Here is a 22,651-nt window from a genome sequence, read left to right on the forward strand (position 1 = left end):
CATAAATGCACCTCACACCTTGCTCAGGTGTCGGGCATCACATAGCGGCCCGGCGCCGGGTTCAGATGGCCGCAGTTACCGCAGGTCCGATGCTCGCGCGAGGAATAGAAGCGTTCGAACACCGGCGGGAAGTCGGTCTCGATGTTGTGCAGGTGGAAATACTCTTCGTAAATCTTGTGGTTGCACTGTTCGCAGAACCACATCAAGCCGTCGTCTTCGTGCGCCAGGCGCTTGCGCTCGATCACCAGCCCGACCGAGTCGGGCATGCGCTGCGGCGAATGCGGCACGCGCGGCGGCAGCAGGAAGATCTCGCCGGCGCGGATCGGGATGTCGCGCACCGCACCGTCTTCCTGGATGCGCAGCACCATCTCGCCTTCGAGCTGGTAGAACCACTCCGGGCCTTCATCCCAGTGGTAATCGGTGCGCTGGTTCGGCCCGCCGACCACCATGACGATGAAATCGCCGGCATAGATCACCTTGTTGCCGACCGGCGGCTTGAGCAGGTGGCGGTGTTCGTCGATCCAGGCGGCGAGATTGAGCGGTGCGGGAAGCATGCGGTTACTCCGTGGCCGCGCCGCGCAGGCGCGCGATGCATTTGAGTTCGATCGCAATCGGGGTCGGCAGGGCGGTGATGCCCAGGGTGGTCCGGCACGGGGCGCGGTCGATGTCGGGGAAATACTCCGCCCACACCGCGTTGTAGGCCGTGAAGTCGCGGGCCATGTCGGTCAGGTACACGGTCACGTCGACCAGATCGTCCCAGCCCGCGCCGCTGGCTTCGAGCACCGCGCGCACGTTGGCGAACACCGCGCGGCATTGCAGTTCGATGTCGTAGGCGATCAGCCGGCCCTGCGCATCGTGGACATTGCCGACGATGGCGTTGCTGGCCGCGTCGCGCGGGCCGATCCCGGACAGAAACAACAGCTCGCCGACCCGGCGCGCATGCGGGTACGAGCCGACCGGCTTGGGCGCGCTGTCGGCGCGGACGCTGCCGTTGCCGTGCGAATCGCTCATCGCGGCGATCCGCCGTGGGTGGCATGAACCGTGGCGATCGCGCGGGCGTAGGCCGACTGCAGGGTGTCGAACGAATCCACGTCCATGCCGGTGTTGTGGACCCGGCCGTTGCGCAGGCTGTAGACCCAGCCATGCACGCTGAGCGGCTGGCCGCGGCTCCAGGCGTCGCGCACGATCGTGGTCAAGCATACGTTCTGCACCTGCTCGATCGCGTTGAGTTCGCACAGGCGATCGTGGCGCTCACTTTCATGGACGTGGGCGATGCAGTCGGCGTGCTTGTCGGCGACGTCGCCGACATGACGGATCCAATTGTCGGCCAGGCCGACGCGCAGCCCGTGCAATGCCGCATGCACGCCGCCGCAGCCGTAATGGCCGACCACGATGATGTGCTTGACCTTGAGCACGTCGACCGCGAACTGGATCACCGACAGGCAGTTGAGATCGGTGTGGACCACGACGTTGGCGATGTTGCGATGGACGAACACTTCGCCCGGAGCCATGTCGATGATCTGGTTGGCCGGCACCCGCGAATCCGAGCAGCCGATCCACAGGTACTCGGGCGCCTGCTGTTGCGACAGGCGATTGAAGAAGTCCGGGTCTTCGGCGTTGACCCGCTCGGACCACTCGCGGTTGCGTTCGAGCAGTTCGTCCAAGGTGATGGAGGAGCCGGCGTCGACCGCGCCGGTCACGTTGGAACCCTCGGAATTTGAATCCTTAGCACTCATGCAGCACTCATCCCAGATGAAGGCCGACGTTCTTGGCGTCGGTGAAGAAACGCATCGCCTCGGCGCCGCCTTCGCGGCCGAGGCCGGACGCGCCGGTGCCGCCGAACGGCGTGCGCAGGTCGCGTTGCAGCCAGGTGTTGATCCAGACCATGCCGACGTTGAGCCGCGCGGCCAGGCGATGGGCGCGGTTGAGATCGCGGGTCCACAGCGAGGCGCACAGGCCGTAGTCGCTGGCGTTGGCCAGGGCCAGCGCATGTTCGTCGTCGTCGAAGGCTTGCAGGGTCGCCACCGGGCCGAAGATTTCTTCGCGATTACTGGCGCAGTCCGGGCCCAGGCCCTCGATAAGGGTCGGCGCGACGTACCAACCGGGACGGTCGAGCGCGTGGCCGCCGCACAGCACCTGGCCGCCTTCGGCGCGGGCCCGATCGAGCGCGGCCACGACCTTGTCGTAATGCGCCTGCGACACCAGTGGGCCGAGCGCGGCGGTTTCGTCGGATGGTTCGCCGATCTTCAATGCCTTGACCCGTTCGACCAGCGCATCGCGGACCTCGTCGTAGATCGAACGCTCGATCAAAATGCGCGAGCCGCACAGGCAGATCTGCCCGGAGTTCTGGAACGCCGAGCGCACCAGGGTGTCGAGGTTCGCGCGCCAGTCGCTGTCGGCGAAGATCAGGCTCGCGTTCTTGCCGCCCAGTTCCAGCGAGACCTTGCGCAGCAATGGCGCGGCGATGGCGGCGATGCGGCGACCGACCGCGGTGCTGCCGGTGAAGGAGACCGCGCGCACGGCCGCATGGCCGATCAGCGGTTCGCCGACCTCCGGTCCCAGCCCGTGCACGATATTCAGCACGCCGCGCGGGAAGCCGATCTGCGCGGCGAGTTCGCCGAGCATGGTCGCGGTGGCCGGGGTGATTTCAGACGGTTTAGCGACCACGGTGTTGCCGGCCGCGAGCGCGGGCGCGATCTTCCAGGTAAACAGATACAGCGGCAGATTCCACGGCGAAATCGCGGCGACCACGCCCAGCGGCGCGCGCAGGGTGTAGTTGAGCCCGGCCTGGCCGTGGTGGGATTCGCTGGCGAACTGGGCCGCGGCCTGGGCGAAGAACCGCAGATTGGACACGGCGCGCGGAATCTCGGCGTTGCGGGCCAGCGCGATCGGCTTGCCGCCGTCGCGCGATTCGGCCTGGGCGAAGGCTTCCAGATTCGCTTCCAGCGCATTGGCCAGCGTGTCCAGCCAGTGCGCGCGTTCGCTGTTGGGCAGGCCCGACCAAGCCGGGAATGCGGCCTGCGCGGCGGCGACGGCGGCCTCGACATCGGCCGCTTCGCCGCGGGCGACCTGGGCATACGCCTGCGCATTGGCCGGATCGTGGACGTCGAGCCAACGGCCGCCGGCCGCATCGCGCGCCTGACCGTCGATCCAGTGCCGGAATTTCTGCATGCGCCAAGCTTAACGCGTGGGCGCGGACACGCCCATAGCCCGGGCTGGCGGTCGCGCCGGGCGCGAGCGTTGGAGACGTTGGGTTTGATGAACGACCGCTCGATTGGGACTTGCGACGGTGGTTGTGGTTTGCGCTGACGTGATGGCGATCGCGCCCCACCAAAAACCGACGACCTGCGAATGCATGACGTCTTCGTCCGGGTGGAAGCTTCAGTCCCGACGTCTTTCTGTCCGATCGCGGCGCCTGAGCGCAGAGCGCAGAGCGCAGAGCGCAGGGTCGAAGCTCTCACCCGTAAAAGACGTGGAGGCATTGGAACAGCTCGGCTGCCCGAGTTTGCCGATCATGGCCTGTGCAATGTCGTCTAGGTCGAAAGTCATGCTCCGAATGCATGAGCCGCGAAACAACGCGTAATTCATGCGCAGATGGATGCGTCGCGCGCGGCATGGTCATGGTCATGCGCGCCTCTCGGCACTTGACGCGCAAGTACGACGCTGCGCACATTCCGGCGGGGTCACTTTCATCCATGCCTGGCGATCGCCGAAGCGCGCTTGCGGGGCTCACTACGGCGGAACCATCACGTGGATAGACGCAATTTCCTCAGCATGTCCGGGCTCGGCATCGCCGGGCTCATGATTCCCTTCGGCAACGTGATCGCCGCGGAGGCCTTGCTGGTGCCGTTGGACGTGGCCAGGAAGAAGACCCTGGCCGACATCGCGCTCAATGCGGCCAAGGCCGCCGGCGCGAGCTACTGCGACGCGCGCATCGGCCGTTATCTGCGCCAGTTCGTGATCACCCGCGAGGACAAGGTCCAGAACGTGGTGAACACCGAATCCACCGGCATCGGCATCCGCGTGCTGGTCGACGGCGCCTGGGGCTTCGCCGCCACCAATCAGCTCAACAACGACGCCGTTGCCAAGGCCGCGCAGCAGGCCGCCGCGATCGCGCGCGCCAACGCCAAGACCCAGACCTCCAAGGTCGAACTGGCCAAGGCGCCGGGCGTGGGCGAGGTCGCCTGGAAGACCCCGATCCGCAAGAACGCGATGGAAGTGGCGATCAAGGAAAAGGCCGACCTGCTGCTCGGGGTCAACGCCGCGGCGATCAATGCCGGCGCCAGCTTCGTCAACTCGATGCTGTTCCTGGTCAACGAACAGAAGTACTTCGCCTCCACCGACGGTTCCTACATCGACCAGGACGTGCATCGCATCTGGGCGCCGATGACGGTCACCGCGATCGACAAGGCCAGCGGCAAGTTCCGCACCCGCGACGGGCTGTCCGCGCCGATGGGCATGGGCTTCGAATACCTCGACGGCGACGCCTCGGGCAAGGTCGTGCTGCCCAACGGCGCGGTCGCCTACAACAAGTCCTACGACATGCGTGCCGACGCGGTCGCCGCGGCCAAGCAGGCGCAGCAGAAACTCACCGCGCCCACGGTCAAGCCGGGCAAATACGACCTGGTGCTCGATCCCTCGCACACCTGGCTCACCATCCACGAATCGATCGGCCATCCGCTCGAACTCGACCGCGTGCTCGGCTACGAAGCCAATTACGCCGGCACCAGCTTCGCCACCCTCGACAAGCAGAAGTCCGGCTTCAAGTACGGCAGCGACCAGGTCACGGTGTTCGCCGACAAGACCCAGGAAGGCAGCCTCGGCGCGGTCGGCTTCGATGACGAAGGCGTCAAGACCAAGCGCTGGAACCTGATCAAGGACGGCATCCTGGTCGACTACCAGACCATCCGCGATCAGGCCCACATCCTGGGCAAGACCGAATCCGACGGCTGTTGCTATGCCGACTCGTGGTCGTCGGTGCAGTTCCAGCGCATGGCCAACGTCTCGCTGGCGCCGGGCAAGAACAAGCTCAGCGTCGCCGACATGGTCAAGGACGTGGAGAATGGCATTTACATCGTCGGCGCCGGTTCGTTCTCGATCGATCAGCAGCGCTACAACGCCCAGTTCGGCGGCCAGCTGTTCTACGAGATCAAGAACGGCAAGATCACCGGCATGCTCGAGGACGTGGCCTACCAGATCCGCACGCCGGAGTTCTGGAATTCCTGCGTCGCGGTCTGCGACGACAGCGATTACCGCATGGGCGGTTCCTTCTTCGACGGCAAGGGCCAGCCCGGCCAGGTCTCGGCGGTTTCGCATGGTTCGAGCACGGCGCGTTTCAACGGCGTCAACGTCATCAACACCGCCCGCAAGCTCGGCTGACCGGCGCAGGAGAATCACTAATGAGCATCTTTACCGAAGCGCAGTCCAAGGCCATCCTCGACAAAGTCATCGCCCTGTCCAAGGCCGATGAATGCACCGCGACCCTGACCGGTTCAATCGACGGCAACATCCGGTTCGCCCTCAACAACGTGTCGACCAGCGGCATCGTCAGCAACGCCGATCTCGCCGTGCAGGTGGCCTTCGGCAATCGCACCGGCACCGCGACCATCAACGAGTTCGACGACGCCGCGCTCGAACGCGTGGTCCGCCGCGCCGAGGATCTGGCGCGACTGGCGCCGGAAAACCCCGAGTTCATGCCGGCGATCGACAAGCAGAGCTACAAGCCCAGCTCGACCTTCAGCGCCGCCACCGCGGCGATCACGCCCGAGTTCCGCGCCAAGGTCGCGACCGACTCGATCGCGCCGTGCCGCGATGGCAAGCTCGTCGCCGCCGGTTTCCTCGAGGACGGCCAGAGCTTCGTCGCCTTCGCCAACAGCAAGGGCAACTTCGGCTATCAGCAGGCGACCAACTTCAACTACACCTGCACCGTGCGCACCGAAGATGGCCGCGGTTCGGGTTGGGTCGGGCGCAATCTGCAGGACTCGGGCCAGTTCAAGACCGATGCCGACGTGCGCATCGCCATGCGCAAGGCCACCGAATCGGCCGAAGCCAAGGCGCTGGAGCCGGGCAAGTACACGGTGATCCTGGAACCGGCCGCGGCCGCCGGCCTGATCTCGTTCATGATGAATTTCTTCGACGCGCGCCAGGCCGACGAAGGCCGCAGCTTCCTGTCCAAGAAGGGCGGCGGCAACAAGCTCGGCGAACTGGTCTACGACCCGCGCGTCAACATCAGCGCCGATCCCTGGGACCCGCGCGCCTCGGTGCTGCCGTGGGACAACGAAGGCCTGCCGCGCGAGAAGATGGCGATCATCGACAACGGCAAGGTCGCCGCGCTGGATTATTCGCGCTTCTGGGCGAAGAAGCAGGGCAAGAAGGCGATCGGCTCGCCGGGCAACCTGCTGATGGCCGGCGGCGACAAGTCCACCGCCGAGCTGATCAAGGGCACTCAGAAGGGCATCCTGGTCACCCGCACCTGGTACATCCGCATGGTCGATCCGCAGACCGTGCTGCTGACCGGCCTGACCCGCGACGGCACTTTCTACATCGAGAACGGGGTGATCAAGCATCCGGTGAAGAATTTCCGCTTCAACGAATCGCCGGTGATCATGCTCAACAACATCGAGGAACTCGGCCGCCCGGTGCGCGTGGCCGGCGACGAGTCGGGCTTCGTGATGATGATCCCGCCGATGAAGTTGCGCGATTTCACCTTCACCTCGCTGTCGGACGCGGTCTGACCGATGCCGGGCGGGTGGCGCGGCCGCATCGCGGTCCGCCACTCGCCATCGCCGCGTGACTTTCCCGATGTATCCGATCCAATGAGTGCGAGCCGCCTGTGCAACGACGCGATTTCCTGAGCTTCACCGGTCTGGGCCTGGCCGGCCTGGCGCTTCCCTACGGCCGCGCGATCGCGGCCGATGCGCTGTTGGAACCGGCCGACCAGGCCAAGCGCCGGCTACTGGCCGACACCGCGTTGAGCGCGGCGCGCGAAGGCGGCGCGAGTTATTGCGATGTGCGCATCGGGCGTTATCTGCGCCAGTCGGTGATCACCCGCGAGGCGCAGGTGCGCAATATCGTCAACGGTGAATCCGCCGGTGTCGGTATCCGCGTGCTGTGCGAAGGCGCATGGGGCTTCGCCGCCACCGCGTCGTCGAACGCCGACGCGGTGGCCGCCGCGACCCGCCAGGCCGTGGCGATCGCGCGCGCCAATGCGCGGGCGCAGACCCGCAAGGTCGAACTCGCGCCAGTCACCGGCGTGGGCGAGGTCGCGTGGAAAACCCCGATCCGCAAGAACGCGATGGCGGTTCCGATCAAGGACAAGGTCGACCTGCTGCTCTCGGTCAACGCGGCCGCGCTCAAGGCCGGCGCCGACTACGTCAATTCGACCTTGTTCGTGATCAACGAACAAAAATATTTCGCGTCCACCGACGGCAGCTACATCGACCAGGATGTGCATCGCATCTGGTTGCCGTTAACCGCGACCGCGGTCGACAAGGCCACCGGCAAGTTCCGCACCCGCGACGGGCTGTCGGCGCCAATGGGCATGGGCTACGAATACCTCGACGCCGATCCGGCGGGCCGGGTGTCGCTGCCCGGTGGTCTGGTCGGCTATGGCCGCTCCTACGATGTGATGGCCGACGCGGTCGCCGCGGCCGGCCACGCCCGCGCCAAACTCAAGGCGCCGTCGGTGAAACCGGGCAAGTACGATCTGGTGCTCGATCCGTCGAATCTGTTCCTGACGATCCACGAGAACGTCGGCCATCCGCTCGAACTCGACCGCGTGCTCGGCTACGAAGCCAATTACGCCGGCACCAGTTTCGCCACCCTGGACAAGCGCGATCAGGGTTATCGCTACGGCAGCGAGGTGGTCAATTTCGTCGCCGACAAGACCCGCCCGGGCAGCCTGGGCGCGGTCGGTTACGACGATGAAGGCGTCAAGACCCGCGAATGGGACCTGATCCGCGACGGCATCCTGGTCGACTATCAGGCGACGCGCGATGAGGCGCATATCCTCGGTCACAAGCAGTCGCACGGGTGCAGCTACGCCGATTCGTGGTCGAGCGTGCAGTTCCAGCGCATGGCCAATGTCTCGCTGAAGCCGGGCAAGACCCCGTTGAGCGTGGCGCAGATGATCAAGGGCGTGGAGCGCGGCCTGTACGTGCATGGCCGCGGTTCGTATTCGATCGATCAGCAGCGCTACAACGCCCAGTTCGGCGGCCAGTTGTTCTTCGAGATCAAGAACGGCGAAGTGACCGGGATGATCGAGGATGCGGCGTACCAGATCCGCACGCCGGAGTTCTGGAACGCTTGCGTGGCGGTGTGCGACGAACGCGATTTCCGTCTCGGCGGCTCGTTCTTCGACGGCAAGGGCCAGCCCAGTCAGGTCTCGGCGGTGTCGCACGGCTCGAGCACGACGCGGTTCAACGGTATCAATGTCATCAACACCGCGCGTGCGCTGTAGGCGATGAAGCCGATGGGCGAGGGTGCGTCATTGCCGATTATCGCGCGCAAGGATGCATCGCGGTGAATCGCGCGCAGTTCCTGCGCCTGATGCTCGGCGGCGTGGCCGGCGCCTGGCTCGCGCGTTCGCCGCTGGCGCAGGCCGCGGCCGATTACGACTTCTGGTTCACCCGGCTCAAGTACGACTCCGGCGACTGGGACGTCGACCAGCGCATGCCGGCCAATCTGATCACTTCGCTGATCGATTACACCAACCTGCGCGTCGATCCGAAGGAGCATGTGCTGGCGCTGGCCGATCCGAAGATGTTGGCGGCGCCGTTCTGTTACCTGGCCGGGCACAAGCTGGTCGAGTTCAACCCCGACGAGCGGCGCAACTTCGAACGCTACGTGCGCAACGGCGGCTTCGTCTTCGTCGACGACTGCAACCACGACATCGACGGCCTGTTCGCCAAGTCGTTCGAGGCGCAGATGGGCAAGATCTTCGGCGCCAAGGCGCTCAAGCGACTGCCGAAGAATCACCCGATCTACCGCAGCTTCTTCGTGTTCGACGGCCCGCCGGCGACCGGTTTCGAATTGAACGGCTGGGGCGACGACCTGGTTCACGACTACCTGCAGGGCATCGAGATCGACGGCCGGCTGGGTGTGCTGTACAGCAACAAGGATTACGGCTGCGAATGGGATTACGACTGGCGCAACAAGCGGTTTTTGGCTGAGGACAATACCAAGTTCGGGGTCAATATCGTGATGTATGCCTTAGGGACGTGATTCGGGATTTGGTATTCGAGATTGGTAAATCAGCAGCGGGTTGTTGCTTTTGCCCCCTTTGAAAAAGGGGGCGGCGACCGCGCGGCGGACGCGGGGGATTTGCTTTTGATTTTGCTTTGGCTGTTGGCTCTGAAGGCAAAAGCAAATCCCCTTAACCTCCCTCAACAAAGGGGGGCTTTGACGTGGTGACTGATGTGGCGTTGGCTTCCGGGACGATGAAATGACTACGAACGCGGCAAACAACAACAGCGAAGCCGAACTCAAAGCCCAACTCGATCGTCTAGGCGCATTGCGCCAAGCGATCGCGCAGGCGATCGTCGGCCAGGACGACGTGGTCGAGCAGCTGCTGATCGGCTTGCTCGCCGGCGGCCACTGCCTGCTCGAAGGCGTGCCCGGACTCGGCAAGACCTTGCTGGTGCGCTCGCTCGGGCAGGCGCTGGAACTGCAGTTCCGGCGCGTGCAGTTCACCCCCGACCTGATGCCCAGCGACATCCTCGGCACCGAACTGCTCGAGGAAGACCACGGCACCGGCCATCGCCATTTCCGCTTCCAGCCCGGGCCCATCTTCACCAACCTGCTGCTCGCCGACGAACTCAACCGCACCCCGCCCAAGACCCAGGCGGCGCTGCTCGAAGCGATGCAGGAACGCACGGTCAGCTATGCCGGCGTGACCCACACCTTGCCGTCGCCGTTCTTCGTGCTCGCCACCCAGAACCCGCTCGAACAGGCCGGCACCTATCCCTTGCCCGAAGCGCAGCTCGACCGGTTCCTGCTGCACATCCGCGTGGGCTATCCGAGCGAACGCGAAGAACACGACATCCTGCAGCAGACCACCGGCGCGCACAGCGCGCAGGTGCCGCGGGTGATGGGCGGCGAGGACGTGCTGGCGTTGCAGGCGCGGGTGCGCGAAGTGCATCTGGCCGACGATCTGCTGCTGTGGATCACGAGACTGGTGCGCGCGAGCCGCCCCGACGAAGGCGGGTTGTTGGAAGTGCGGCAGTGGGTTAAGTGGGGCGCCGGTCCGCGCGCCGGTCAATCGCTGGTGCTCGCGGCCAAGGCGCGTGCATTGCTGCACGGCCGTTTCGCCGCGACCCGTGAGGACATCGCCGCGCTGGCCGCTCCGGTGATGCGCCATCGCCTGCTGCTGTCGTTCGCGGCCGAAGCCGAGAACAAGAGCGCCGACGACGTGATCGCGGCCTTGCTGCGCGGCGTGCCGCTGCCCGGCGCGGCGCAGGGCGGCTGAGCACGGCGCGGACAGCACGGTGAACGACCTGATTCCTCCCGAGGTGCGGGCGCGCTTGCGCAGCCTGCAATTGCTGTCGCGCCGCGCGGTCGGCAACCATGGCATCGGCCTGCACAGCAGCCGCAGTCGCGGCGCGGGGCTGGAATTCGCCCAATACCGCGCCTACGAGCCCGGCGACGAACTGCGTCAGGTCGATTGGAAACTGTACGCACGCTCCGACCGCTTCTTCGTCCGCGAGGCCGAACGCGAAAGTCCGCTCGCGGTGTGGCTGTTGCTCGATGCGACCGCGTCGATGAGCCAGGGCGATGCGACGCGGCCAGGCTGGTCGCGCTTGCACGCGGGCAAGGCGCTGGCGGCCTGCGTGGCCGAACTGGCGCTGCGTCAGGGCGACCGGTTCGGACTGATCGCATTGCGCGGCGACGGCCTGCGCTTGGTCGCGCCCGCGGCCGGTGTGCGGCAGCGCGATCGCCTGCTGCTGGAATTACATGGCTTGTCGGCGCAGGGCGCCTGGCCCGCGGCCGACAGCCTGCGGCCGTTGTGGGAACGCATCGGCGCCGGCGACTTGGTGATCATGATCGGCGACGGCTTCGACGAAGGCGCGCTCGCAGTCGCCGAACGGCTCGCCGCGGCACGGCGCGAAGTGCTGAGCATCCGCATCCTGACCGCCGAGGAACGCGATTTCCCGTTCCGCGGCGGCTACCGCTTCCGCGATCAGGAAACCGGCGAGGAGTTGCTCGGCGACGGCACCGCCTTGCGCGAGGACTTCCTGCGCCGCTTCGCCGCCGCGCGCGCCGCACTTGACGCGCGCCTGGACGCCAGCGGCATTCGTCACGCCGAGTACGTGCTCGACGAAGCGCTGGATCTGCCTTTGCGGCGATTGTTCGGCGCGGGGGCGGCGTGAACTCGATCCTGTTGCTGCCGATCGGTCTAGTCGCGCTGGCCGCGTTGATCGTGCCGTTGCTGATCCATCTGGCCCGGCGCAGCGAACAGCGTCCGACCGATTTCGCCGCCCTGCGCTGGCTGCGGCAGCGACCCACGCCGCGCCACCGCATTCGCTTCGACGAATGGCTGCTGCTGGCGGTGCGTTTGTTGTTGTTGGCCTTGCTGGCGCTGTTGCTGGCGCGGCCGGCGTTGTACGGCGCGCAGAGCGAGGCACCGTGGATTGCAGTGGTGCCGGGTGTGCAGGCGCAGGCAGTGGCGGCGCTGGAACGGACCGCGGATGCACGCGTGCGTTGGCTGGCGCCGGGATTTCCCGAGTTCCATCCGGCCGCGCCTGTACCGCCGACGTCTTCGGAATTGCCGGTATCGAGCCTGCTGCGCGAACTCGATGCCACGTTGCCGGCGCAAGTCGTCGTGACCGTGCTGGTGCCCGAGCAACTGCAAGGCGCCGACGCGCAGCGGCCGCGCTTGTCGCGACAAGTCGAATGGCGGGTGCTGCCGGGCGCGATGCCGGCGCGCAACGCGCAAGCCATTGCCGTGCCCGATCCCTCGATCCGCTACGCCGCCGATCGCGCGGCGGCGCTGCCGTACCTGCGCGCGGCGATCGCGTCGTGGCGCGAGCCCGGCGCGGTAGCGGCGGGTCGCGTCAATGGTTCGATCGCGCTCGACACGCAACCGCTGGACGCGTCGTCCAGGCAATTGATGTGGCTCAAGCCCGGCCCGCTGCCGGACGCGGTGAGCGAATGGATCGCCAATGGCGGCACGGTTCTGCTCGATGCCGCCAGCGCCTGGCCGAGCGGCGAGGGCGCAGGCGAGAGCAAGGCGATCGTACCGGTGCCGCTATGGCGCAATGCCGACGGCGCGGTCCTGGTCGAAGGCGCGCGTTACGGCCGCGGCAAGGTCATGCGCTGGACCCGCGCCTTGACGCCGCAGGCATTGCCGGAATTGCTTGAATCCGGATTCGCCGGTCACTTGCGCAACTTGTTCGAACCGCCGCGCGAACCGCCGTCGCGGGTGATGGCGCGCGAGCATGTGCCGTCGACCGGCGCGGCCGCGTTCGCGTTGCCGCCGCGCGATCTACGGCTGTGGCTGGCATTGTTGATCGCGCTGGTTTTCCTGGTCGAACGTTGGCTGGCGACGCGGCCGCGGCGTGGAGCGGCGCCATGAACGCCAGCGAACAACTACGCGACATGTTGCGCGGCGTACGCACTCGGCGCGGGCTCGATCTGGCGCTGAGCTGCGCGCCGTGGGCTGGGGTCGTCGCGGCGATGGTGTGGCGTTTCCATGGCATAGCGGCCGCATTGATCGCGTTGATCGTCGCGCTCGCGTTGATCGCGGTGTTAAGTGCGCAACGCGCTCGGCGCCTGGATACGCTGTGGCTGATCCGCCGTCTCAACACGCTGCGCGCGGACATGGACGACAGCGCCGATCTGCTGTTCGCGTCGCCGCAGGGGCTCAGCGGCTTGCAGACCTTGCAGCTTGCGCGCTTGCAGGACCGTCTCGTCCGCGGAGCGCCGGCGGAGCTGCGACCGATGTGGTCGACTAAGCGATCGCTGCTCTCGCTGCTGATAGCCGCGCTGGTGTTCGCAACCATAGTGCTATGGCCGGCGCCCAAACCCACCGCGCCGACGTTGGACGCGCTGTCGCCCGCGCCGGCCGTCGCCGCGCTTCCGGGTCAGCCGCGATTGACCGAGCAGGCATTGCGGGTCGATCCACCAGCCTATACGCGCTTGCCGCCTAGCAGCGAACCGACGCTCGAAGCGCGCGTGCCGCAGGCCTCGAACCTGCGCTGGACCCTGCGTTTCCAACCGCAACCGGCCAGCGCCGCATTGGTATTCCACGATGGCCTGCGCCTGCCGCTGCGCCGCCAGGGCGAGGACTGGATCGCCCAGCGCAGCCTGCCCAAGTCGGCGCTCTACCGGATCGAAGCGGCTGGCGCGGCGCCCGCTCAGTCGCGACGCCTGTATCGACTCGACGTGACCCCCGATCGCGCTCCGCAATTGCGCGTGCTCGAACCCGATCGCGGCCTGACCCTGATGGCGCAAGGGCAGCGCGTGTGGCCGCTGGTGTTCGAAGCCACCGACGATTACGGTCTGGCCGCCACCGCGCAGTTGCGCATCACCCTGGCCCAGGGCAGCGGCGAGAACATCACCTTCCGCGAACAGCGCATCAGCCTGCGCGGCACCGGCGCAGCTATACAGAAACGCTATGCGCAGCGGTTGGATCTGGCCGCGCTGGGGTTCGCGGTCGGCGACGATCTGATCGTGCAGCTCAGCGTCGACGACAACCGCAGCCCGCAGCCGCAGACTGCGTTGAGCCCGAGCCTGATCCTGCGCTGGCCGGCCGATCTGGGCAGTGAAGCCACCGGCATCGAGGGCATGGTCAAGACCACCTTGCCGGCGTATTTCCGCAGCCAGCGGCAGATCATCATCGACGCCGAAGCCTTGATCCCGCAGCGGCGCAAGCTCGGCGCCGACGAGTTCCTCAAGCGCTCCGACGCGATCGGCGTCGACCAGCGCCTGTTGCGTCTGCGCTACGGCCAGTTCCTCGGCGAAGAGGCCGAAGGCGAGCCGCGTTTGCCGACCAACGACGAAGCGCCCGCGGCCGAGGGCGAGCATCACGACGACGAGCACGGCGACAAAGCCGATGCGACGTCGGCCGCGCCGCACGACGATCACGATCATGCGCCCAACGCGGCACCGGCGAAGTTCGGCGAAGAAGGCGCGGTGCTCGAGGAATACGGCCACACCCACGATCACGCCGAGGCCGCGACCTTGCTCGATCCGGGAACACGCAAGTTGCTCAAGGCCGCGCTCGACGAGATGTGGCAATCCGAGCTGCATCTGCGCCAGGGCGAGCCGAAGGCGGCCTTGCCGTACGCGTACAAGGCGTTGGGATTCATCAAACAGGTGCAGCAGGCCAGCCGCATTTATCTGGCGCGGGTCGGGCCGGAGCTGCCGCCGATCGACGAGAGCCGGCGGCTGAGCGGCGACCGCAAAGGTCTGGCGCGGCGCGACGATGCCTTGATCGCGGCGAATGCGGCCGATCCCTTGCTCGGATCACTGTGGCTGCAACTGCAGGCCGCGCCGGGCAGCGGCGATGCGGCGGCCATCGATTACGGCGCGCTTGAACGCTGGCTTGGCGAGCACGATGCGCGAGTCGCCGATCCGCTCGCGTTCGCGGCCGCGCTCGACAGCCTGCGCAATCAACCCGATTGCGCCTCGTGCCGCGCGCAACTGCGCAGTCTGCTGTGGCCGTTGCTGACCCGGCCGCCGGCTTCGGTCACGCCGCGCGATGCTGGCGATGCGATCGACCGGCGCTATTTCGAAGCGCTGCAAGGCGAGGGCGGACGATGAACTCGCCGATGAACTGGGCCGCTAACGTGCCGATCGTTATTGCCGGGGTGCTAGGCCTGGCGGTGTTGATCGCGATGGCGAGCCTGATCCATCGCCAGCGCCGCAGCGATCGGCCTGCGCGTTCGCGCGGCTGGCGCCTGGCGTTGTTGCTCGCGGCGCAGCCGATCCTCGCGGTCTTGTTGTATCTGAGCTTGCCGCCGCCGCCGTTGCGCACCCAGGCCGGCACGATGGTGGTCGCGACCGCGGGCGCGGCGCAAAGCGGTGCTGCGATCGTGGGCGAGGTGCAGATCGGACTGCCGGAAGCGCCGTTGTCGGCGGAGCGCGAGCGCGTACCCGATCTCGCTACGGCTCTGCGGCGTCATCCCGGAACACAACGATTGCGGGTGATCGGCGCGGGACTGGAAGCGCGCGATCGCGACGCCGCGCGCGGACTGGCGATCGAATTCCAGCCGCCCGCGTTGCCGCGCGGCGTGGTCGGTGTGTGGGCGCCGTCGCGGGTCGGTGTCGGCGCGACCTTCGCGGTACATGGCCGAGTGCAGGGCTTGCAGGACGGCACGGTCGAACTGCTCGATCCGGGCCGGCAGCGCGTGGACCGGATCGCGCCCGATCGCGATGGCGGATTCGCGCTCAGCGCGGTCGCGCGTGGTCCCGGACTGACCGGATTCACCCTGCGGCTGCGTGATGCTCGCCAACGTGTGATCGAAAAGATCGAGTTGCCGATTTCGGTATTGCCCGATGCACAGCCTAAGGTATTGGTGCTGGCCGGCGCGCCCGGGCCGGAACTCAAATACCTGCGACGCTGGGCCCTGGATGCGGGGCTGAAGCTGCAGACTCAGATCAGCGTCGGCGCCGGCATGCAATTGGGCGATGCGCCGGTTGCGCTGAATGCCGCGACCCTGGCCGGGTTCGATCTGGTCGTGCTCGACGAACGCGCCTGGGATGCGTTGGGCGCGCCGCAGCGCGAGGCGTTGATGGCGGCGATGCGCACGGGGTTAGGCGTAATACTGCGCATCGCCGGGCCGTTGTCGCCGCGCATGCGCGCACAACTGCGCGAACTGGGATTCGAACTGGGCGTGGGCGCGGATTCGATCGCGATGCGGTTGTCGGCGCCGGCGATCGACGAAGACGCGATACGCGCTCGACTCGGACCCGGCAGCGAACACGCGCCGCGTTCGCGCGATCAACCGGTCGCGGCTGTGCCGGCCCTGACCCGGCGGAATCTATCGCTGGCCGGGCCCAAGGTGCAAACCCTCCTGCGCGATGCCGACGGCAATGCCTTCGCCGTCTGGCGCGCGAACGGGCAGGGCCGCATCGGCCTGTGGAGCCTGGGCGACAGCTTCGTGCTGGCCTTGGCCGGGCGCGACGATCTGCATGCGCAGTTGTGGAGTCAGGCGTTCGCGACCTTGGCGCGGGCCAAGCCGCGCGACACATTGCGTATCGAAGGCGTGGCGCGGCAGGGCGAACGCATGGCGCTGTGCGGGCTGGCCGACGATGCGCAGGTTTCGGATCCGCAAAATAAATCGCTGAGTTTGTTGATCGACCCGGTGCGCGGCGCCGAGCGTTGCGCCGCATTCTGGCCCGATGCGGCCGGCTGGCATGGGTTGAAACAAGGCGAGCGTACGACCGCGTTCTTCGTGCTCGGCCGCGACGATGCGCCTGGATTGCGTGCGAACGAATTGCGCGAAGCGACGTTGGCGCTGGTGTCGTCGCAGTCCAACACCGCCCCCGCCGCCGATGCCTCGTCGCGCGATCGAGCGAAAAGCATGTTCGCGAGCGACGTGCCGCGCGGTACCGCGTGGCCATGGTTCCTGGCCTGGCTGATCTGCGCCGCGGGGCTGTGGTGGCTGGAGCGCTCGCGCCTTGGCCGCTATGGCGCCGCGGCCGCCGAGCAGACGTGATCGTTGAGCAATGGCGTCGACGCTATAAAACACCCGCGCGATCGCTCAATCTGGCAATCCTCAGATCGACTGCATCCGCCCGCCATCCACCGCCAGACTCACGCCATTGACGTAACCCGCCGCCGGCGAGCACAGGAAGGCGATGCAGGCGGCGATTTCGGACGCGTCGGCGAAGCGGTTGAGCGGCACGGTCTTGCGCATCGCGTCCATCACGGCTTCCTCGGATAAGCCGGTAGTGCGCGCGCGATCGCCGACGATCTGTTCGATACGCGCGGTCCGGGTGTAACCGGGCAGCACGTTGTTGACGGTGATGCCGTCGCCGCCGAGCTCGCGCGACAAGGTCTTGGCCCAGCTCGCGACCGCGCCGCGAATCGTGTTGGATACGCCCAGGCCGACGATGGGTTCCTTGACCGAGGTCGAGATCACGTTGACCACGCGGCCCCATTGCGCCGAACGCATGCCCGGCAACACCGCGCGCACCAGGGTCTGGTTGGCGAGCAGATGGCGGGCGAATGCATCGAGATAGGCCGTGTCGGTCGCCGAATGCGCCGGTCCGCCCGGCGGGCCGCCGGTGTTGTTGATCAGGATCTGCACCGGCTTGCCGGCGGCGAGCGCCTCGACCTGCGCGCCCAGCGCGGCGGCATCGGCGACGTCGGCGGCGATCCAGCCGTGCGCCTGCGCGCCGCTGCGCGGCAAGGCCTCGGCGACCGCGGCCAGGACCTCGGCGCGGCGCGCCAGCACGGTCACGTCGCAGCCGAGCAGGGCCAGTTCGTGCGCGGCGGCGCGGCCGATGCCTTCGGACGCGCCGCAGACCAGGGCGTGTTTGCCGGTGAGGTTGAGGTCCATGTCGATCTCCGATGACGGCAGCGTGATCCGCGGTGCGATACGCGCCGCGAGTGGAAGATGATGCGCGGTCAATCGTCCGCGACGGTGTTCCGCATGCGTTCACGCATCAACGCGGCGACCGCGCGGCTGTCGTCGCGATCCTGTGCCTGCAACTGCGCGGCGACGTTTTCGCGATTGGCCAGGGGATGGTTCTGGCTGAGCTTGAACTTGAGTTCGATGCGCTCGACCCGGAAGCGAAAGCCGACGATGCCGCGCAGTTGCCGGCGCAATTCCTCGCGCTCGACTTCGAAGCGCCAGTCGCTGCCGATGCGGGTTTCGTGGCGCACGCTCAGATCGTCGACGACCTGGGCCAGTCCGGCCTCGTCGTCGAAGGTTTCCAGTTGGCCGTGCAGATGCGCGATCGCGTAGTTCCAGGTCGGTACCCGCGCCGCGGTTTCCTTGTCGGGGTACCAACCCGGCGAGATATAGGCCTGAGGGCCTTGCAGGATCGCCAGGGCCGGGCCGGCGTGCCGCGCCTGCGGGTTCGGCCGTGCCCAGTGGCCACGCAGTTCGACTTGGTCGCCGCCGCGGCGGTACAGCAGCGGCAGATGGCTTACCGTCGGCAGTTCGCCGCGCACCGTGATCAAGGTGCCGAAGTCGTACTGCTCGGCGAGGCGATCGAGCGCGCCCAGGTCGGTTTCGGCGAAGGCGCGCGGCAGGTACATGGCCGGGCTCAGTGCGATTGCGGCAGTTTCTGGATCATCAGCGGCGCCAGCGCGGCATCGTCGCCGGCCCGCGGCGGCGTCAACTCGGCCAGGGCGAAACCGCGCGCCTGCGCATCCTCGTCGTCCAGGCCGTTGAGCTCGACGAACTCGGCGTCCATCAACGCCGCGCGCGCGGTGTCTTCGCTGTCGTAGGGCAGGATCTTGCCGTCGCTGTCGAAGACCTCGGCGGTACCGGCCTCGCGCACGCGCAGCCGCGCCCACACCACGGTCCGGCCCAAGGTCGCCAGCCACCAGCTCTCGTCGGAATATTCGCTCATCACGCCACCACCGCAGACAGGATCCACAACACGCCGGCGCAGGCCAGCGACACGAAAACGATTAGCAACGAGACCCGCGCCGGCGTGGCCAGGCCGTCGAGATTGCGATCGCTGGCGGCGCGGTAACGCTGGCGCAGCAGCCAGCTCCATGCCGACGGATTGACGAAGGCCGCGTCGCCGAGCGCGTGCCGCAGCGGCGGATGGCGATCGCGCAGATGCACCAGCGCCAGCGGCCAGAAGATCGCGAACGCGCAGAAGGCCGATATCGCGATGCCTACGAAGGTCAGGGCCAGGAACAGGATCACGCTGTTTTACCTCATGGGCGGGGCGAAGCGGCTACTAGGGAAGGCCGCGTTGCTTCGCAATCGCCGCGTTATTTCAGACCGTCATTCTTTTGGGCCGTCATTCCCGCGAAGGCGGGCTCCGCTTTACTTCGGCGCTGCCGAACATCCAAAGCATCACCCAGGCATGACTCTGAAGTCTCTGGATTCCCGCCTTCGCGGGAATGACGAGCAAAAGCAAATGACGAGCCAAAGTGAAAGCAAAAGCAGGCGCACGACGGATCAATGTCAGCGCGCCTCTCCAATCAAAACTCCGCATTCCCCGGCGCGCGCGGATACGCGATCGCATCGCGGATATTGCTCAGCCCGCACACGTACACCACCAGACGCTCGAAGCCCAGGCCGAAGCCGGCGTGCGGGACCGTGCCATAGCGGCGGAAATCGCGGTACCAGCCGTAATGGGTCGGGTCCAGGCCGAACTGGGCCATGCGCGCGTCGAGTATGTCCAGGCGTTCTTCGCGCTGGCTGCCGCCGATGATCTCGCCGATGCCCGGAGCGAGCACGTCCATCGCCGCGACGGTCTTGCCGTCGTCGTTCAGGCGCATGTAGAAGGCCTTAAAATGCTCGGGGTAGTTGGTCACCACCACCGGGCGGCCTACGTGCTGCTCGGTCAGCCAGCGCTCGTGCTCGGTCTGCAGGTCCAGGCCCCATTCGACCGGGAACTCGAACTTCTGCCCGGACTTCTGCAGCAGCGCGATCGCATCGGTATAGTCGATGCGTTCGAACGGCGCGTTGACGAACGCTTCCAGACGCGTGAGCGCGGTCGGTTCGACGCGCTCGGCGATGAACGCCAGATCGTCGGCGCGCTCGGCGAGCACCGCGCGGAACAGGTACTTGAGGAAATCCTCGGCCAGTTGCGCGTTGGCGGCCAGGTCGTTGAACGCGACCTCCGGCTCGATCATCCAGAACTCGGCCAGATGGCGCGTGGTGTTGCTGTTCTCGGCGCGGAAGGTCGGGCCGAAGGTGTAGACCTTGCTCATCGCCAGCGCGTAGGCCTCGGCGTTGAGCTGGCCCGACACGGTCAGGAAGGTTTCCTTGCCGAAGAAGTCGCGCGAGAAATCCACCGCGCCGGCCTTGTCGCGCGGCAGGTTGGCCAGGTCCAGGGTCGACACGCGGAACATCTGTCCGGCGCCTTCGGCGTCGGAGGTGGTGATGATCGGCGTGCTGATCCAGAAGTAGCCGTTCTCGTGGAAGAAGCGGTGCGTCGCCTGGGCCAGCGAGTTGCGGATGCGGGTGACCGCGCCGAACAGGTTGGTGCGCGGGCGCAGGTGGGCGACTTCGCGCAGGAATTCCAGCGAATGCGCCTTGGGTTGGATGGGGTAGGTTTCCGGGTCTTCGACCCAGCCGACCACCTCGAAGGTTTCGGCCTGGATTTCGAACGCCTGGCCCTGGCCCTGCGAGGCCACCAACTTGCCGGTGGCGACCACCGCGCAGCCGGCGGTGAGATGCTTGATCTCGCTGTCGTAATTGGCCAGCGAATTGGGCGCGACCACCTGGATCGGCGCGAAGCAGGAGCCGTCGCTTACATTGACGAAGCTCAGTCCGGCCTTGGAATCGCGCCGGGTGCGTACCCAGCCGCGTACCGTGACCTCGCCGCCCGCCGGGATCTTGCCCGCGAGTGCCTGTTCGACGCTTACCACCGTCATGTCGTGCCGCCTTGAGCGCGTTGCGTGTGAGGGACGGCGATCATAACGGATGATTCCGGCGAAGCGCGCCGGCGCGCGCGATCGTAGACTGCGCAGTCGATCACGGGCGGGGACGCGGCATGGGCAAGGGCGGGGCAGGTCGGACGTGGGCGAACGGGTGGGGTGCGACCTTGCGACGCAGCCTGATCTTGGCAGTAGTGATGTGGACGGGCGCGGCCATCGCGCAGCAGCAGGAGGCCGTGCCCAAGGCCCTGCCGATCCCGGCGCCGGCGCCGGATGTGGTGCTCGACGAAGCCCACGCGGCCCATTTCGCCGGATTGGCGCTGAGCTGCGTCGGTCGCGAATACCCGAACAAGATCGCCCACCGCCTGGACAACGCGCGCGACGTGCAGGCGCCGAGCCAGCTGTATCCGGCGTTCTACGGTTGCTACGACTGGCATTCCTCGGTCCATGGCCATTGGCTGCTGGCGCGCCTGGCCCAGCGCTTCCCGCAGGCGGCGTTCGCGGCGCCCGCGCGCGAGGCGCTGGCGCGCAACCTGACCGCGCAGAACATCGCCGGCGAGCTGGCCTATCTGCGCCGCCGCGACGACGACAGTTTCGAACGGCCCTACGGCCTGGCCTGGCTGCTGCAACTGGGCGCGCAACTGCGCGGCTGGGACGACCCGCAGGCGCGGCAATGGGCGGCGGCGCTGGAGCCGCTGGAACGCGAGGCCGCCGGCCGCCTGCTGCGCTGGCTGCCCAAGCTGACCAAGCCGATCCGGGTCGGCGAACACAGCCAGACTGCGTTCGCGTTCGGGCTGGCCCTGGACTGGACCCGGGTCAGCGGCGATCAGGTTCTGCGCGATGCGCTGATCGCCCGTTCGCGCTACTACTACCTGGCCGACCGCAATTGCCCGCTGGCCTACGAGCCGTCCGGCCAGGACTTCCTGTCGCCGTGCCTGGCCGAGGCCGACCTGATGCGGCGAGTGCTGGCACCGGAGGAATTCTCGCGCTGGCTCAAGACCTTCCTGCCGCAGATCCCGCGCCGCAGCCGCAGCGACTGGCTGACGCCGGGACTGGTCCTGGACCCGGCCGACGGCAAGCTGGCCCATCTCGACGGCCTCAACCTCAGCCGTGCCTGGATGCTGGAAGGCATCGCCCGCGGGCTGGCCCCGGGCGACCGCCGGATCCCGGCCTTGCGTGCGGCCGCGACCGAGCATCGCAAGCTCGGCCTGATCGCGGTCGGCGACACCCATTACGCTGGCGCGCATTGGCTGGGCAGCTTTGCGACCTATCTGCTGGCGCCGCCGGAGGTGCCGGCAGCGGCGGCGGGCGCGGCGGGCGGTCGCGGGGACTGAATGGGGGCGGGGCGGCCGATCCGACCGTTCCTGTGGAATCGGCGCACGGAGCGGCGCAGGGCAGGCTGAAGCCGGCGCGACCGCCCGCGGCCAGCCATGCAGATCTGGCCACGCCTTGAACCCGCGACGCATGCCGCCATATCGGGTACAGCCCGTGGATGCCGGGCTGCTACCATTCCGGCATCGTCTGATTAATGCATGTCCCGCATGGGCATGCGCGAGACCATCGCGGCGGATGCGATCTGATCGAGAATCGATCGGTCGGCCAGCCGCTCAGCGCCACCGGTTGTCGCGCCGCCCATGCCAACCCTACGAGTACCGCCATGTCCGTGACCCTCGCTCCCGCCGCGCTTGCCCGCGTCCAGCACTTCCTGACGGAAACGCCGACCGCCCTGGGCCTGCGTTTCGGCGTGACCCGCACCGGCTGCTCGGGCTGGCAGCACACCGCCGACCTCGCCCGCGAACAGCGCGAAGGCGACACCGTGTTCGAACAGGACGGCGTGCGCATCTACGTCGACCCGATCAGCCTGCCGCTGGTCGAAGGCACCCGCATCGATTTCCTCAAGCAGGGCCTGGGCGAGATGTTCGTGTTCCAGAACCCCAACGCCACCGCCGAATGCGGCTGCGGCGAGAGCTTCACCACTCAGGCCGACGCGGCCTGATCCATCGGCCCGCGTAAAACGCAGCGACCTGAGTCAAACCGCCGCGCCGTCGCCCCTGCATCAGCGGCGCAAGCCGCGACCGCGATCCAACCCGCCTGATCGAAACCCGCACCGGCCCGCGTGAATTCGCAGTCGCAGCT

Annotated in this window: 20 protein-coding genes; 11 read left to right on the plus strand and 9 right to left on the minus strand. The window is 67.2% G+C overall.

The features are described 5' to 3' along the window. Positions 1–23: 23 nt before the first annotated feature. Genes ASD86_RS18650 through ASD86_RS18665 form a run of 4 tightly spaced genes read right to left on the minus strand, consistent with a single transcriptional unit; the run spans position 24 to position 3,171 of the window. Positions 24–554 (minus strand): 3-hydroxyanthranilate 3,4-dioxygenase, encoded by a 531-nt coding sequence (locus ASD86_RS18650; RefSeq protein ID WP_056114052.1) that lies wholly within the window; start codon positions 552–554, stop codon positions 24–26. A gap of 4 nt (positions 555–558) precedes the next feature. After that, the gene (locus ASD86_RS18655) at positions 559–1,011 is read right to left on the minus strand and encodes a RidA family protein (protein WP_056114054.1); all 453 of its coding nucleotides are present in this window, start codon (positions 1,009–1,011) and stop codon (positions 559–561) included. Beyond that, positions 1,008–1,736: a carbonate dehydratase gene (gene can, locus ASD86_RS18660; RefSeq protein WP_082578490.1), complete on the minus strand. Its 729-nt coding sequence runs from the start codon at positions 1,734–1,736 to the stop codon at positions 1,008–1,010. The genes ASD86_RS18655 and can overlap by 4 nt, the downstream gene beginning before the upstream one ends. A 7-nt stretch (positions 1,737–1,743) precedes the next feature. Next, positions 1,744–3,171, minus strand: a complete 1,428-nt coding sequence (locus tag ASD86_RS18665; protein WP_056114057.1) for an aldehyde dehydrogenase — start codon at positions 3,169–3,171, stop codon at positions 1,744–1,746. Positions 3,172–3,750: 579 nt separating this feature from the next. Between ASD86_RS18665 and ASD86_RS18670 the strand changes: the two genes are divergently transcribed. The 9 genes from ASD86_RS18670 to ASD86_RS18710 all read left to right on the plus strand — a co-directional run bounded on the left by ASD86_RS18670 (position 3,751) and on the right by ASD86_RS18710 (position 16,658). Beyond that, positions 3,751–5,379 carry a TldD/PmbA family protein gene (locus ASD86_RS18670; protein ID WP_056114059.1) on the plus strand — a complete coding sequence of 543 codons (1,629 nt, stop codon included), beginning with the start codon at positions 3,751–3,753 and terminating at the stop codon, positions 5,377–5,379. A gap of 20 nt (positions 5,380–5,399) precedes the next feature. Then, entirely contained in the window at positions 5,400–6,734 is a 1,335-nt protein-coding gene (locus tag ASD86_RS18675; protein WP_056114062.1) for a TldD/PmbA family protein, read from the plus strand. Positions 6,735–6,832: 98 nt separating this feature from the next. Beyond that, positions 6,833–8,458 carry a TldD/PmbA family protein gene (locus ASD86_RS18680; protein WP_056114065.1) on the plus strand — a complete coding sequence of 542 codons (1,626 nt, stop codon included), beginning with the start codon at positions 6,833–6,835 and terminating at the stop codon, positions 8,456–8,458. Positions 8,459–8,547: 89 nt separating this feature from the next. Then, complete coding sequence (locus ASD86_RS18685; protein ID WP_082578564.1) at positions 8,548–9,222, plus strand: DUF4159 domain-containing protein; 675 nt, start codon at positions 8,548–8,550, stop codon at positions 9,220–9,222. Positions 9,223–9,442: 220 nt separating this feature from the next. After that, a complete protein-coding gene (locus tag ASD86_RS18690; protein ID WP_056114072.1) occupies positions 9,443–10,465 on the plus strand; it encodes a MoxR family ATPase in 1,023 nt (340 codons plus the stop codon). Positions 10,466–10,484: 19 nt separating this feature from the next. Continuing rightward, the gene (locus ASD86_RS18695; protein ID WP_056114075.1) at positions 10,485–11,366 is read left to right on the plus strand and encodes a DUF58 domain-containing protein; all 882 of its coding nucleotides are present in this window, start codon (positions 10,485–10,487) and stop codon (positions 11,364–11,366) included. Then, positions 11,363–12,571, plus strand: a complete 1,209-nt coding sequence (locus ASD86_RS18700) for a BatA domain-containing protein (protein ID WP_056114077.1) — start codon at positions 11,363–11,365, stop codon at positions 12,569–12,571. The genes ASD86_RS18695 and ASD86_RS18700 overlap by 4 nt, the downstream gene beginning before the upstream one ends. After that, entirely contained in the window at positions 12,568–14,760 is a 2,193-nt protein-coding gene (locus ASD86_RS18705; RefSeq protein ID WP_056115156.1) for a hypothetical protein, read from the plus strand. The genes ASD86_RS18700 and ASD86_RS18705 overlap by 4 nt, the downstream gene beginning before the upstream one ends. Positions 14,761–14,768: 8 nt before the next feature. Next, complete coding sequence (locus tag ASD86_RS18710; protein WP_157476839.1) at positions 14,769–16,658, plus strand: carboxypeptidase regulatory-like domain-containing protein; 1,890 nt, start codon at positions 14,769–14,771, stop codon at positions 16,656–16,658. Between the two features lie 60 nt (positions 16,659–16,718). Here ASD86_RS18710 and ASD86_RS18715 read toward each other — a convergent pair whose 3' ends face one another. The 5 genes from ASD86_RS18715 to asnS form a co-directional block, all read right to left on the minus strand. Further along, entirely contained in the window at positions 16,719–17,504 is a 786-nt protein-coding gene (locus ASD86_RS18715; protein WP_056114082.1) for an SDR family oxidoreductase, read from the minus strand. A 68-nt stretch (positions 17,505–17,572) separates the two neighbouring features. Continuing rightward, complete coding sequence (locus ASD86_RS18720; RefSeq protein ID WP_056114086.1) at positions 17,573–18,208, minus strand: FMN-binding negative transcriptional regulator; 636 nt, start codon at positions 18,206–18,208, stop codon at positions 17,573–17,575. 8 nt (positions 18,209–18,216) lie between these two features. Then, positions 18,217–18,525, minus strand: coding sequence for a hypothetical protein (locus ASD86_RS18725; RefSeq protein WP_056114087.1), 309 nt, complete (start codon positions 18,523–18,525; stop codon positions 18,217–18,219). Continuing rightward, the gene (locus tag ASD86_RS18730) at positions 18,525–18,830 is read right to left on the minus strand and encodes a hypothetical protein (protein WP_056114090.1); all 306 of its coding nucleotides are present in this window, start codon (positions 18,828–18,830) and stop codon (positions 18,525–18,527) included. The genes ASD86_RS18725 and ASD86_RS18730 overlap by 1 nt, the downstream gene beginning before the upstream one ends. Positions 18,831–19,111: 281 nt before the next feature. Beyond that, positions 19,112–20,512 (minus strand): asparagine--tRNA ligase, encoded by a 1,401-nt coding sequence (gene asnS / locus ASD86_RS18735; protein WP_056114093.1) that lies wholly within the window; start codon positions 20,510–20,512, stop codon positions 19,112–19,114. Between the two features lie 197 nt (positions 20,513–20,709). Between asnS and ASD86_RS18740 the strand changes: the two genes are divergently transcribed. Both ASD86_RS18740 and ASD86_RS18745 read left to right on the plus strand, forming a co-directional pair. Beyond that, complete coding sequence (locus ASD86_RS18740) at positions 20,710–21,849, plus strand: DUF2891 domain-containing protein (protein WP_235567837.1); 1,140 nt, start codon at positions 20,710–20,712, stop codon at positions 21,847–21,849. Positions 21,850–22,172: 323 nt separating this feature from the next. After that, the gene (locus tag ASD86_RS18745) at positions 22,173–22,511 is read left to right on the plus strand and encodes an iron-sulfur cluster assembly accessory protein (protein ID WP_056114097.1); all 339 of its coding nucleotides are present in this window, start codon (positions 22,173–22,175) and stop codon (positions 22,509–22,511) included. Positions 22,512–22,651: the final 140 nt, after the last annotated feature.

Source organism: Lysobacter sp. Root690 (genome assembly GCF_001427785.1).
Taxonomy (GTDB): domain Bacteria; phylum Pseudomonadota; class Gammaproteobacteria; order Xanthomonadales; family Xanthomonadaceae; genus Lysobacter.